We start from the raw sequence: 12658 nt of genomic DNA, 5'->3' as shown, positions 1-12658 counted from the left end.
GGTCTGACGAGTCCGCGTCGGCGTCCGGGTCCGGTGCTTTTGCGCGGGGGGTTGCTGAGCCGCCCCGCGCGTCTGGTTGGCCTGCGCCGCCGTCCGGGCCTGGCGACTTCGTGCCGGGGCCGGCTGAACCGCTCCGGGGGTCTGACGAGTCCGCGTCGGCGTCCGGGTCCGGTGCTTTTGCGCGGGGGGTTGCTGAGCCGCCCCGCGCGTCTGGTTGGCCTGCGCCGCCGTCCGAGCCTGGCGACTTCGTGCCGGGGGCGGCTGAACCGCTCCGGACGTCTGCCGAGCCCGCGTCGCCGTCCGGATCCGGCGCCCTTGCGCCGGGGGCCGCCGAGTCCGCTCAGCCTGCGTCGCCGTCCGCGCCCGCCGACTCCGTGCCGCGAGCCGCCGAGCAGGGCGGAGCCTCCACCTCGTCCGCCGTGCCGACCAACGCCGCACCCGCCGGTCCGGGCGGCTCGGCCGAACCCGCCGACCAGCCCCCTCAGGACAAGTCCACCCATCTCTTCCGCCAGACCCCCGAGCCCCCGACCTTCCCCCTCCGCGCCCTGCCGGACCCGGAGGGCCAGGAGCCCCGGGACGCCATGCCGACGTTCCGGCTGCGGGCCGTGCCCGAGTGGGTGGCGGAAGCGGCGCCCGGTACGTTCGTCGCGCCCCCGACGGGCCAGTTCGGCCCGCCGCCCGTGATGGACGCGCCGGTGACGGACGTACCCCCGGCAGACGCCCCGCCGACGGACGCCAAGCCGGAAACCGCCCCGCGCCCCACCCCGACCCCCCGCCCCGAGCCCGGCTCCGGTCCTGTGGCGACCTCCGAACCCGTCCCGACGCCCGGAGCCGCGCCGACTTCCGGTGCCGTGCCGACCTCCGGCCTCGCACCTGCTTCCGGCCCCGCCCCCGCTCCCGCCCGCAAGCCCATCCTCGGCTTCACCGCCTCCACCCCCGTCGACGAGCCCGACCCCAAGCCCACCCCGCCCCGCGGCTTCGACGCCGTGGCCGAGGCCGTGCTCGGGGACGATCCGGCGACGGCGTACGACGGTGGCGGGACCGTGTTTCTCGCCGGGCCGATGGCGCGGATCAACGAGGCCGTGAAGGCGGGCCGGGTGACGGAAGCCGCGCAGCTCGCCGAGCAGACGGTCGGCGAGGCCTCCCACGCGCTCGGACCGGACCACCCCGAGGTGCTGCGGCTGCTCGAACTCACCGCGTACATCGCCTACTTGGCCGGCGACCCGGCCCGCGCCTTCGGACTCTCCCTGGACCTGGCCCGCACCCGCCACCACGCGAGGGACACGGAGGCCGCGTACGGCAACATCCAGAGCGCGGCGACCGCCTGGCGTGCCGTACGCGACCCCGAGCAGGGCCTGCGCATGGGAGTCGACCTGATCGACCTGTGGACCGAGCTGACCAGGGAGGGCGGCGCGGCCGCCGAGGACATCGAGCAACTCGAGTCGGCCCGGACCCGGATGGGCCGTCTCGCCGAGCGCGCCCGCAAGCTCGACTCCTAGGAGGACAGCTCCCACACGGCGTACGCGGCCGCGTCACTGTTCCGGTTCAGGGCCGTGTCGCTGATGTTCGACGTCGTGTCGCAGGACGAGTGGTAGCACCGGTCGAACGCCTGCCCGGACGTCCCGCCCCACTTGGCCACCTGTGCCGCCGTCTTCGTACGGCTCGCGCCCGTGAACAGCCCGCCCACCGGCACCCCCGCGCTCTTGAACGGCGCATGGTCCGAGCGGCCGTCGCCCTCGGTCTCGATCTCGGTGGGGACGCCGAGGCCGGTGAAGTAGTCCTTGAAGGTCTTCTCGATCGCCGGGTCGTCGTCGTAGACGAAGTAGCCGGGGTTGGGCGAGCCGATCATGTCGAAGTTCAGATACCCGCTGATCTTTGCCCGGTTCGTCGAGGACAGGTTGTTGACGTAGTAGCGCGAGCCCACCAGCCCCAGCTCCTCCGCGCCCCACCAGGCGAACCGCAGATGCTTGGTGGGCTGGTACCCGGCTCTCGACACGGCCAGCGCGGTCTCCAGGACCGCCGCCGAACCGGACCCGTTGTCGTTGATGCCCGCCCCGGACGTGACGCTGTCCAGGTGCGAGCCGGCCATGACGACCTGGTTGGTGTCGCCGCCCGGCCAGTCGGCGATCAGGTTGTAGCCGACGCGGCTGGAGGACGTGAACTGCTGGATGGTCGTGGTGTATCCGGCGGCGTCCAGCTTGGCCTTCACATAGTCGAGCGAGGCCTTGTAACCGGCGCGGCCGTGCGCCCGGTTGCCGCCGTTGGCGGTGGCGATGGACTGGAGCTGGGTGAGGTGGGCCTTGACGTTGGCCACGGGGATGTCGGGCGCGGCGGCGGCGGTCACCTCGGGCGCGGGCGCCGCGCCGGCTATGGATCCGCCGGTCAGCAGCATGACGGCCGTGACGAGACCGGCCGTCGACGCACGCCCGGAAACGGAGAGCTTCATGGTGGGGGGCTCCGGATTCCTCGGGAATCACAGGGATTCCACAGCGAATGGGGTGCCTGGATGGTGAAGCTGTGACTAACTCTCCGTCAAGAGCGGTATCAGGACAGGGCGTTCGGATTCCGGAGCGCGCCGACGTGATCAGTCGTGCAGGGGACCGGAGCCCCCGGCGCGGAGCTCACTGCACACAGAACTCGTTCCCCTCCGGATCGGCCATCACCACCCACTCGCTCCCGGCCTCCTTCACCTCCCGCAGCACGCTCGCGCCGAGCCCCGTCAGCCGCTCCACCTCGGACGCCCGCTTCCCCTCGCCCGGGTGCAGGTCGAGATGGAGCCGGTTCTTGACCGTCTTCTCCTCCGGAACCCGCTGGAACAGCAGCCGCCGGCCGAGACCGGTGCCGCTGTCCTCGTCGTACGGATCGTCGGGGTGCCGTACGGCGACCAGGTCGCGGAAGGCGAGCCGGGCGTGGAACTCGACGGTGGCCTCGCGGGGGAGGGCGCCGAGCTCCAGCAGACGCTGGATCAAGGCGTCGTTGTCCTCGATCTCGTACCGCAGTGCGGCCGCCCAGAAGTCGGCCTGCGCTTGGGGGTTTCCGGCATCGATGACGAGCTTCCAGTGCACAGGAGTCATGTGTCCGTTTATAGCGCCGCCCACTGACAAAGCCCGGCATCACGGCCCCGCTAGACCGCCTGCGCCCCCCGCTGGTCGTACGCCTCGCGCGCCGCGGCGATCTCCCCCTGATGCACCTCCGTCCACGTGACCAGTGACTGGATGGTGGCGTGCAACGTCCCGCCCAGCGGCGTCAGTTCGTACTCCACGCGCGGCGGCACCACCGGGTGCACGGTCCGTTTCACCAGCCCGTCCCGCTCCAGCTGCCGCAGCGTCACGGTCAGCATGCGCTGGCTGACGCCGTCGATCTCGCGGCGCAGTTCGGTGAAGCGGAGCCGCCGGTTCTCCAGCAGGGCGATGACGAGAAGCGACCACTTGTCGGCGACCCGATCCAGGATCTGCCGTACCTGGCAGTCCTCGCGGGTGTCCCATTGGAAGGGGTCGGCGTCGCCGTAGTCCACGGTGCTCTCGCAGTAACCAGGTGACTTCGAAGTGCCTTCTTCCATGTCCGTCGATGCTGCCGGAGGCTGGGGGTGGTTACAAGAGGGAACCGACCCTCATTCGGGTAACCGTCCCCCTATTTACGGAGCATTGCCATGGGCACGCGCGCGTGGGCGCTGTTACTCGTTCTCTGCGGAACGGTCTTCCTGGAGGGCGCCGACATCGCGATGATGGCGATCGCGATCCCGTCGATCAGATCCGACCTCGGGCTCGCGACGGACACCGCGGCGTGGGTGATGAGCGCCTATGTCCTCGGCTACGCAGGCTTCACCCTGCTCGGCGGCCGCGCCGCCGACCTGCTCGGCCGCCGCCGGATGTTCCTGCTCTGGCTGGCGGTCTTCCTCGCCTTCTCCGGCCTCGGCGGGTTCGCGACCGAGGGCTGGATGCTGATCGTCGCCCGCTTCGTCACCGGGGTGGCCTCCGCGTTCATGACACCGGCCGCCCTGTCCCTGATCACGACCTCGTACCCGGCGGGCCGACAGCGCGACAAGGCCCTCCTCGTCTACGCCGGTACCGCCGCCGGCGGCTTCTCGCTGGGCCTGGTGATCGGCGGCCTGCTCACCTCGCTCGACTGGCGCTGGGTGTTCTTCGCCCCGGTACTGATGGCGGGCGCGCTGTTGTCGGCGGCGGTACGGCTGATTCCGCACCAGGAGGCCCCGCCGACCGGACGCCGGAGCTTCGACCTGCCCGGAACGGTCACCGTCGCCGGCGCCATGCTGCTGGCCGCCTACGCCGTCGTACGACTGGAACACGGTCTGCACGGCTGGCCGTTGACGGCGGCATCGGCCCTCGCGGCGCTCCTGCTCGCCGTGCTCTTCGTGGCAGTCGAACGCCGCTGCGCGAACCCCCTCGTCCGCCTGGGCATCCTGCGCGAGGGGCCGGTGGTCCGCGCCAACGTCGGCATGATGCTCTTCGTCGGGGCCTTCTTCGGCTTCCAGTTCGTCGTGACGCTGTACCTGCAGGAACTGCGCGGCTGGTCGGCGCTCCAGACCGCGATCGCCCTGGTGATCATGGGCTGCGACGCCGTGCTGGCGCCCACGCTCACCCCGCGGCTGGTCGCACGTTTCGGGCACGCGCGCGTGATCGTCGTCGGCTTCGTGCTGGCGGTGGTGGCGTACGGGCTGTTCCTGCCGGTCGGCATGGACTGGCCGTATCCGGCGATGCTGCCGACGCTGTTCGTCGCGGGCACCGCCTTCGCGCTGGCGTACGGGCCGCTGACGATCGCGGCGACCGAAGGGGTGAACGACGCCGAGCAGGGGCTGGCCGGCGGGCTGCTGACCACCTCCACCCAGTTCGGCTCGGCGGTGGGGATCTCGGCGGTGACGGCCGTCTACGGCTTGGCTTCCACCGGGTCGGGGCCCGAGGCGACGCTCTCCGCGTTCCGTACCGCGCTCGTCGTGCCCGTCGCGATGGTGATGCTGGGGCTCCTGGTCTCCGCCCTGAGCCTGCGCGCCGTGCGCAGCGCGTCCCAGGTGAGCAGCGACAGCGCCAGCCAGACCAGCGAGAAGCCGGCCCAGCGCTCCGGCGGCATGGCCTCGTGGAAGTAGGTGATGCCGAGCAGGAACTGGAAGACCGGCGCGAGGTACTGGAGCAGACCGAGGGTGGAGAGGGGCACGCGGATGGCCGCCGCGCCGAAGCAGACCAGGGGGAGCGCGGTGACCAGGCCGGTCCCGGCGAGCAGGGCGGCGTGCCCCGGCCCCTCGGTGGCGATCGTGGCGTCGCCGTGCGCGGTCAGCCACACCAGATAGCCCAGCGCGGGCAGGAACTGGATCGCGGTCTCGGCGGCCAGCGATTCGAGCCCGCCGAGGTTGACCTTCTTCTTCACCAGGCCGTACGTGGCGAAGGAGAAGGCGAGAACGAGGGAGATCCACGGCGGACGCCCGTACCCGACGGTGAGCACGACCACGGCCCCGGCGCCGACGGCGACCGCCGCCCACTGCACGGACCGCAGCCGCTCCTTCAGGAGCAGCACGCCCATGGCGATGGTGACCAGGGGGTTGATGAAGTAGCCGAGGGAGGCCTCGACGACCCGTTCGTTGTTCACGGCCCAGATGTAGACGCCCCAGTTGACGGCGATCGTGGCCGCGGCGACGGAGATGAGCGCGAGCTTGCGCGGCTGGCGCAGCAGCTCACCGGCCCACTTCCAGCGTCGTACGACGACCAGCGCCAGGGTGACGACGAGGAAGGACCAGGCCATCCGGTGGGCGAGCACCTCGGCCGATCCGGCGGGCTTCAGCAGGGGGAAGTAGAGCGGGAACAGCCCCCACATCCCGTACGCGGCGAAGCCGTTCAGCAGTCCTATGTGCCGCTCGCCCCTCGGCTTCCCGCTCACGGGCCCTCCCTCTCACGTCGACCTCGCCTGCATGAAGGTAACGCCGAGCACCCCCGCCTGTCATGCCCGTATCGCTATACGGTCATGACAGGCGGGGGTCGGAGGCTCAAGGGCCCTTAGGGGAGTGATCAGCCCTTGAGCGCGACTGCGACCGCCTCGGACAGCGGGGTGGTCGGACGACCGGCGAGCCGGGAGAGGTCGCCGGAGGAGACGACGAGCTCACCCTTGGCTATGGAGGCGTCCACGCCGGCGAGGGTGGCGGCGAGCGGCGCGGGCAGCCCGGCGCCGGCCAGGATGCCGGTGTACTCCTCGACCGAGACGGCGTTGTAGGCGATCGCCTTGCCGGTCTGGCCGCTGAGCTCGGCCGCGTACTCGGCGAAGCTCCACGCCTCGTCGCCGCCCAGCTCGTACGTCTGGTTCTCGTGGCCCTCGCCGGTCAGCACGGCGACCGCGGCGGCCGCGTAGTCGGCGCGCGAGGCGGAGGAGACCCGGCCCTCGCCGGCGGCCTGGGTGACGGCGCCGTACTGGAGGACGGGGGCGAGGTTCTCCGTGTAGTTCTCGTGGTACCAGCCGTTGCGCAGCAGCGCGTACGGCAGACCGGAGGCGAGGAGCGCCTCCTCGGTGCCGCGGTGGTCGTCGGCGAGCGCGGCGGTGAGCGAGCCCGGGGCGCTGGTGTACGCGAGCAGGGCCACGCCGGCGGCCTTGGCGGCGTCGATGACGACCTTGTGCTGGTTGACCCGGCCCTTGTCGAACTCGTTGCCGGAGATCAGCAGCACCTTGTCCCCGGCGGCGAAGAGGGCGCCGAAGGTCTCGGGAGTGTTGTAGTCCGCGACCGCGATCTTCACACCCTTCGCCGCGAGGTCGGCGCCCTTCTCGGCGCTGCGGACGACGGCGGTGACCTGGTCGGCGGGCACCTTCTCCAGCAGCTGCTCGATGACGTGGCGGCCCAGGTGTCCGGTGGCTCCGGTGACGACGATGCTCATGGTGTGCGATCTCCTTGTGGGGTGCGGTGACGCTAACCCTAGGTGGTGCGCTAACTCTTGGAAAGTACCCACTTTGAAGTAAGGTACTGGCATGGCAGTAAGTAGCGTGGAGACGAACGCCGAGGCGATGTGCCCGCACCGTCTGGTCCTGGAGCACGTCACCAGCCGCTGGGGCGTCCTGGTCCTGATCGCCCTCCTGGACCGCTCGTACCGCTTCAGCGAACTCCGCCGCGAGATCGGCGGCTCCGGCCGCGGCGTCAGCGAGAAGATGCTCACCCAGACCCTCCAGACGCTGGAACGGGACGGTTTCGTGCACCGCGACGCCAAGCCGGTGATCCCGCCCCGCGTCGACTACTCCCTCACCGACCTGGGCCGCGAGGCGGCGGAACAGGTACGGGGGCTCGCGGCGTGGACGGAGACGCGGATGGGGGCGGTGCAGGAGGCGCGGGAGGGGTACGACGCGCGGAAACGGGTCTCTGAGCAGGGGTGACGCATGCGCCCGCGGCCTGCTGAACGTATGGCGGCGGAGCTTTCCGGGCATATTTCTGGCAGGGCGTTGGTCGACGAGTGAGCGGTACGTCCTTCCATGCGCCCCCTTTCCGCCTCCCACGCCGACTTGAGCCGCCCGGCATGCTGGGGGCGGGGCGTTGTGCCCACCCGTACGCCGGGCCTCGTACCGCCCACGAGGTGATTGGCCGGCGTCTGGACGCCTGACTCGGGGGTTCGCCTTGGCCACAGAGGATCCGGACGTGCGCAGGATCGATTCTGCATCAGAGGGTGAGCGCCAGGGTGAACTCCTGGAAGGCGTGCTCGAGCAGCTCACGTCGCTCACAGAGGAAATTCGCAAGGCCAACCTGATACAGCTGCATCGCATCATGGCCGAGCAGACGGGGCGCGCCCTTGACGACCCTGTGCTGGCGGAGGCCATGAGCAAGTCCCAGGGTCTGTCCGAGAACAGGCGCAGGCAGGCGCTCTTCGTCAATGCCCAGTACAGCGCCATCGTGCTTCATTACCGTCTGGGGGTCATCGACTGGGCGGAACTGATCGCCTATCTGAGGGTGTGGTGTTCGAACACTGTCTTCCAGGAGTACTGGGACATGACAGGAGACGCCCGCAGATCCCTGGTGTACGAGTCGCTGGAGGCGAGGGTGGGCCGAGCCGTGGACGAGATGATGGAAGAGATCGCCGGCGGACGGGACTGGTGGGTTGTGGGTCCGTCCGGGTGAAGTGGGACGCATGGCGGGTCAGGGGGCTGCTACGTTGCCCGCGTCCTAACTTCCCACCCCGGTAACGGACTTCATCCAGTTCCGGGCCTGTAGACAGAGGGCCTGCGTGCACAGCGAACTCCCCGCCGTCAGTGTCGTCCGCCGCCTCGGGGCTTCGCCCCGTCAGCGTGGAAGCATGTCGGGCGACCATTGTCCGGACATTCTGGAGCTCAGTGACGGCAGTTTCGCGGTCATCGGAACGGACCGCACCGATGAACTGGACGGGCGACTGCCCAACGATGCCTCCCGAGCTGATTACGAACGTATCGTCGTGATCACCCGCGAAACCTTGCTCCGCGCCAAGCAGGACATCCCCGACGCTTGAGAGCAGCGGGGCTGGGTGCCCCCAGCGAGGTAGGGACACCCAGCCCCTCAGGTTGCACACCACCGATACGCCCCCTTTCCGCTTCTCGCTCCGGCTTGCACGCTGGAGGCGGGATGCGTTGTCCGCTCAACGGATCGGGGGTGGGGCATGACCGTGCCGAATCAGGAAGAGCCAGTGCAGGAGCTGCTGGGGCAGCTTGTCCAGCAGCTCGGCCGGATGGCCGACGGGTACGACCGGATCGCGAGGGAACTGCATCGGGCGAACCTGATCCAACTACAGGGTTTCTTCCTGGAACGCCTCGACCGGGCGACCGACGATCCGGTGCTCGCCGACGCGCTGAACACCTTCACGGATCTGTCCGGTGACAAGCGCCGCCAGATGTTCACCGCCAACGCGCAGTACGCGCTCATCCTGCTGGCCCACCGGATCGGCGCCATCGACCGCACCGAACTCCTCGGGTACCTGAAGGTGCTGCGCCGCAGTTCCGTCTTCACCGAGTACTGGGAGCGGTCGGCCCACGGGCGAGAAGGGCTGCCGCCGGAGTCCTTCGAGGCTCGGGTGGGCAGGGCCGTCGACGCCATCATGGAGGAGCGGTTGGACGACCTCGAAGAGTGGTGGGTCGTAGCCTCCGACTCCGAGCCGCCATCGATTTAAGGAGCTCATACCGCATGGACATCTCGCCGGGCCACATAGTTCGCCGTATCGGCGACTCGCCTCGCCTACGAGGGTCCATGACAGGTGAGACCTGCCCAGATCTCTTCGAGCTGAGTGACGGCAGCTTCGCGGTCATCGGTACGGATCGCACCGAAGAACTGGATGCGCAGCTACCGGCGGACGCCGCCCGCGCCGACTATGAACGCATCGTCGTCATCACGCGAGACACTCTCCTCCGCGCCAAGAGAGACATCCCCGACGCCTGACGCCGAGGGCCCGGATGCCGTAGCGCATCCGGGCCCTCCGTATGTCGGTCGACGGGTCAGCCGACGACCGTCCAGGTGTCGCCGCCGGCGAGGAGCGCCGCCAGATCCCCCTTGCCGTTCTGCTCGATCGCCGCGTCCAGCTGGTCGGCCATCTGCGTGTCGTAGACGGGGCGTTGGACGGAGCGGAGGACACCGATCGGGGTGTGGTGGAGGGTGTCCGGGTCGGCGAGGCGGGAGAGGGCGAAGGCGGTGGTCGGGGACGTGGAGTGGGCGTCGTGGATCAGGACCTGGGATTCGTTCTCCGGCGTGACCGTGACGACCTTCAGGTCACCCGTCGCCACATCGCGGACCACGCCGCGAGAGCCGTCGGTGCCGAAGCGGATGGGCTGCCCGTGCTCCAGCCGGATCACCGCTTCTTCGGCTTGCTGCCGGTCTTTGAGGACTTCGAAGGCGCCGTCGTTGAAGATGTTGCAGTTCTGGTAGATCTCGACGAGGGCTGTGCCGGGGTGGGCGGCGGCCTGGCGGAGGACCTCGGTGAGGTGCTTGCGGTCGGAGTCGACCGTGCGTGCCACGAAGGATGCTTCCGCGCCGATGGCCAGCGACACCGGGTTGAAGGGGGCGTCGAGGGAGCCCATCGGCGTCGACTTGGTGATCTTGCCGACTTCGGAGGTGGGGGAGTACTGGCCCTTGGTGAGGCCGTAGATCCGGTTGTTGAACAGGAGGATCTTCAGGTTGACGTTGCGGCGCAGGGCGTGGATGAGGTGGTTGCCGCCGATGGACAGGGCGTCGCCGTCACCGGTGACCACCCAGACGCTCAAGTCCCGCCTGGACGTGGCGAGTCCGGTCGCGATCGCCGGTGCACGGCCGTGGATGGAGTGCATGCCGTAGGTGTCCATGTAGTACGGGAAGCGGGAGGAGCAGCCGATGCCCGAGACGAAGACGATGTTCTCTTTGGCCAGGCCCAGTTCCGGCATGAAGCCCTGGACGGCGGCGAGGATCGCGTAGTCACCGCAGCCGGGGCACCAGCGCACTTCCTGATCGGACTTGAAGTCCTTCATGGACTGCTTGGCCTCGGCCTTGGGGACGAGGGAGAGTGCCTCGATCGTGCCCGTGCCTTCCGTGGACGTCTCAGCCATCGATGGCCTCCTTGAGAGCCGTGGCGAGCTGCTCGGCCTTGAACGGCATGCCGTTCACCTGGTTGTACGAGTGGGCGTCGACCAGGTACTTCGCCCGGATCAGCGTGGCGAGCTGCCCGAGGTTCATCTCGGGGATCACCACCTTGTCGTAACGCTTCACCACCGCGCCGAGATTCCGCGGGAACGGGTTGAGGTGGCGTAGATGGGCCTGTGCGATGGACTCCCCGGCGGTCCGCAGTCGCCGTACCGCCGCCGTGATCGGTCCGTAGGTGGAGCCCCAGCCCAGGACGAGGGTGCGTGCCTCGTGCGGGTCGTCGACCTCCAGGTCCGGTACGTCGATGCCGTCGATTTTGGCTTGGCGGGTGCGGACCATGAAGTCGTGGTTGGCGGGGTCGTAGGAGATGTTGCCGGTGCCGTCCTGTTTCTCGATGCCGCCGATGCGGTGTTCCAGGCCGGGTGTGCCGGGGATGGCCCAGGGGCGGGCCAGGGTCTGCGGGTCCCGCTTGTAGGGCCAGAAGACCTCGCTGCCGTCGTCCAGGGTGTGGTTCGGTCCCTGGGCGAACTGGACGGTCAGGTCCGGGAGTTCGTCGATCTCCGGGATCCGCCAGGGCTCGGAGCCGTTGGCCAGATAGCCGTCCGACAGGAGCATCACCGGCGTGCGGTAGGTGAGTGCGATGCGGGCCGCTTCCAGGGCGGCGTCGAAGCAGTCCGCGGGCGTCTTCGGCGCGATCACCGGGACGGGGGCTTCGCCGTTGCGGCCGAACATCGCCTGGAGCAGGTCCGCCTGCTCGGTCTTGGTCGGCAGGCCGGTGGAGGGCCCGCCGCGCTGGATGTCGATCACCAGCAGCGGCAGCTCCAGCGACACCGCCAGACCGATCGTCTCCGACTTCAGCGCCACCCCGGGACCGGACGTGGTGGTCACCGCGAGGCTGCCGCCGAAGGCGGCGCCCAGGGCGGCGCCGATGCCGGCGATCTCGTCCTCGGCCTGGAAGGTGCGGACGCCGAAGTTCTTGTGGCGGCTCAGCTCGTGCAGGATGTCGGAGGCCGGGGTGATCGGGTACGAGCCCAGGAACAGCGGCAGGTCCGCCTGGCGGGACGCGGTGACCAGTCCGTAGGACAGGGCCAGGTTTCCGGAGATGTTGCGGTAGGTGCCGGTGGGGAACGCGGTGGCGGCGGGGGCGACCTCGTAGGAGACCGCGAAGTCCTCGGTGGTCTCGCCGAAGTTCCAGCCGGCGTGGAACGCGGCCAGGTTCGCCTTCATGATTTCGGGCTTCTTGGCGAACTTGGTCTTCAGGAAGCGTTCGGTGCCCGCGGTGGGGCGGTGGTACATCCAGGACAGCAGGCCGAGCGCGAACATGTTCTTGCTGCGTTCGGCTTCTTTGCGGCTGAGGTCGAATTCCTTGAGGGCCTCGACGGTCAGCGTGGTCAGGGGGACGGGGTGGAGGCTGTAGCCGTCCAGGGAGCCGTCGTCCAGGGGTGAGGCCGCGTAGCCGACCTTCTGCATGGCCCGCTTGGTGAACTCGTCGGTGTTGACGATGATCTCGGCGCCGCGTGGCAGATCGGCGATGTTGGCTTTGAGGGCGGCCGGGTTCATCGCGACCAGCACGTTGGGTGCGTCGCCGGGGGTGAGGATGTCGTGGTCGGCGAAGTGCAGCTGGAAGCTGGAGACACCCGGCAGGGTTCCGGCGGGTGCCCGGATCTCGGCGGGGAAGTTCGGCAGGGTCGACAGATCGTTGCCGAAGGTCGCTGTCTCGGAGGTGAAACGGTCACCGGTGAGCTGCATACCGTCACCCGAATCGCCCGCGAAGCGGATGATCACCCGGTCCAGCCGGCGGACGTCCTTGGTCCCTGCCGGTTTGCGCTGCTCTCCCACGACGGCTTCGTCGGCCTGCTCCGCTGGGCTACTGACCTGGCTGGTCACTGAACTGGACCTCCTTCGAGGCAGCTGTCCGGGACAGGCGCTCCCGCAGGCCCGCCCACGATCAACCCTACGTCCGTAAGGGTCGCCTTCCTGTGGCCATTCGCACGATGGACACGATTTTGAGACGGTCCGCCGCCCTGACTTGTCATGATTTACTCGCCCCCCGGCGCTTCCCTACAAGACGCTCCCCGCTGACGTTCGGTTCTGGACCCGCTTATCGGG

General features: G+C 69.3%; 13 protein-coding genes and 1 pseudogene. 7 read left to right on the top strand and 7 right to left on the bottom strand.

The window, feature by feature from the left end; all coding sequences use genetic code 11:
• Positions 1–374 precede the first annotated feature (374 nt).
• A complete protein-coding gene (locus ACIOHP_RS03270) occupies positions 375–1499 on the top strand; it encodes a tetratricopeptide repeat protein (RefSeq protein ID WP_401882846.1) in 1125 nt (374 codons plus the stop codon).
• On the opposite strand, the gene ACIOHP_RS03265 is transcribed toward ACIOHP_RS03270, so the two are convergent.
• The 3 genes from ACIOHP_RS03265 to ACIOHP_RS03255 all read right to left on the bottom strand — a co-directional run bounded on the left by ACIOHP_RS03265 (position 1496) and on the right by ACIOHP_RS03255 (position 3559).
• Positions 1496–2446 carry a M28 family metallopeptidase gene (locus ACIOHP_RS03265; protein ID WP_361546754.1) on the bottom strand — a complete coding sequence of 317 codons (951 nt, stop codon included), beginning with the start codon at positions 2444–2446 and terminating at the stop codon, positions 1496–1498. The two genes, ACIOHP_RS03270 and ACIOHP_RS03265, sit on opposite strands and share 4 nt — an antisense overlap.
• Before the next feature lie 175 nt (positions 2447–2621).
• On the bottom strand, positions 2622–3074 hold the full coding sequence (locus ACIOHP_RS03260) for a VOC family protein (RefSeq protein ID WP_351687270.1): 453 nt from the start codon (positions 3072–3074) through the stop codon (positions 2622–2624).
• A 50-nt stretch (positions 3075–3124) separates the two neighbouring features.
• Positions 3125–3559 (bottom strand): winged helix-turn-helix transcriptional regulator, encoded by a 435-nt coding sequence (locus ACIOHP_RS03255; protein WP_401882841.1) that lies wholly within the window; start codon positions 3557–3559, stop codon positions 3125–3127.
• A gap of 90 nt (positions 3560–3649) precedes the next feature.
• Between ACIOHP_RS03255 and ACIOHP_RS03250 the strand changes: the two are divergent.
• Positions 3650–4804: pseudogene (locus ACIOHP_RS03250) on the top strand (MFS transporter); the annotation flags it as partial.
• 80 nt (positions 4805–4884) lie between these two features.
• Here ACIOHP_RS03250 and rarD read toward each other — a convergent pair.
• Both rarD and ACIOHP_RS03240 read right to left on the bottom strand, forming a co-directional pair.
• Positions 4885–5886 (bottom strand): EamA family transporter RarD, encoded by a 1002-nt coding sequence (gene rarD / locus ACIOHP_RS03245; protein WP_401882838.1) that lies wholly within the window; start codon positions 5884–5886, stop codon positions 4885–4887.
• A gap of 128 nt (positions 5887–6014) precedes the next feature.
• Entirely contained in the window at positions 6015–6869 is an 855-nt protein-coding gene (locus ACIOHP_RS03240; protein ID WP_401882835.1) for an SDR family oxidoreductase, read from the bottom strand.
• A gap of 91 nt (positions 6870–6960) precedes the next feature.
• On the opposite strand from ACIOHP_RS03240, the gene ACIOHP_RS03235 reads away from it, so the two are divergent.
• The 5 genes from ACIOHP_RS03235 (at position 6961) to ACIOHP_RS03215 (ending at position 9379) form a co-directional block, all read left to right on the top strand.
• Positions 6961–7359 carry a winged helix-turn-helix transcriptional regulator gene (locus ACIOHP_RS03235; RefSeq protein WP_401882832.1) on the top strand — a complete coding sequence of 133 codons (399 nt, stop codon included), beginning with the start codon at positions 6961–6963 and terminating at the stop codon, positions 7357–7359.
• A gap of 259 nt (positions 7360–7618) precedes the next feature.
• Positions 7619–8095, top strand: a complete 477-nt coding sequence (locus ACIOHP_RS03230; RefSeq protein WP_401882829.1) for a DUF6082 family protein — start codon at positions 7619–7621, stop codon at positions 8093–8095.
• A 175-nt stretch (positions 8096–8270) separates the two neighbouring features.
• Entirely contained in the window at positions 8271–8459 is a 189-nt protein-coding gene (locus ACIOHP_RS03225; protein ID WP_361546737.1) for a hypothetical protein, read from the top strand.
• A gap of 147 nt (positions 8460–8606) precedes the next feature.
• Positions 8607–9113, top strand: coding sequence for a DUF6082 family protein (locus ACIOHP_RS03220; RefSeq protein ID WP_401882825.1), 507 nt, complete (start codon positions 8607–8609; stop codon positions 9111–9113).
• A gap of 14 nt (positions 9114–9127) precedes the next feature.
• Positions 9128–9379: a hypothetical protein gene (locus ACIOHP_RS03215; RefSeq protein WP_361546731.1), complete on the top strand. Its 252-nt coding sequence runs from the start codon at positions 9128–9130 to the stop codon at positions 9377–9379.
• A 56-nt stretch (positions 9380–9435) separates the two neighbouring features.
• Here the strand turns inward: ACIOHP_RS03215 and ACIOHP_RS03210 are convergent, their stop codons facing one another.
• Together ACIOHP_RS03210 and ACIOHP_RS03205 are read right to left on the bottom strand one after the other, a co-directional pair.
• Positions 9436–10515: a 2-oxoacid:ferredoxin oxidoreductase subunit beta gene (locus ACIOHP_RS03210; protein WP_401882822.1), complete on the bottom strand. Its 1080-nt coding sequence runs from the start codon at positions 10513–10515 to the stop codon at positions 9436–9438.
• Positions 10508–12436, bottom strand: coding sequence for a 2-oxoacid:acceptor oxidoreductase subunit alpha (locus ACIOHP_RS03205; RefSeq protein WP_401882819.1), 1929 nt, complete (start codon positions 12434–12436; stop codon positions 10508–10510). Before ACIOHP_RS03205 ends, ACIOHP_RS03210 begins: the two co-directional genes overlap by 8 nt.
• Positions 12437–12658 lie beyond the last annotated feature (222 nt).

Source organism: Streptomyces sp. NPDC087859, assembly GCF_044742595.1.
Lineage (GTDB): Bacteria > Actinomycetota > Actinomycetes > Streptomycetales > Streptomycetaceae > Streptomyces > Streptomyces canus_F.
This window is presented reverse-complemented; position numbering and strand designations above follow the sequence as displayed.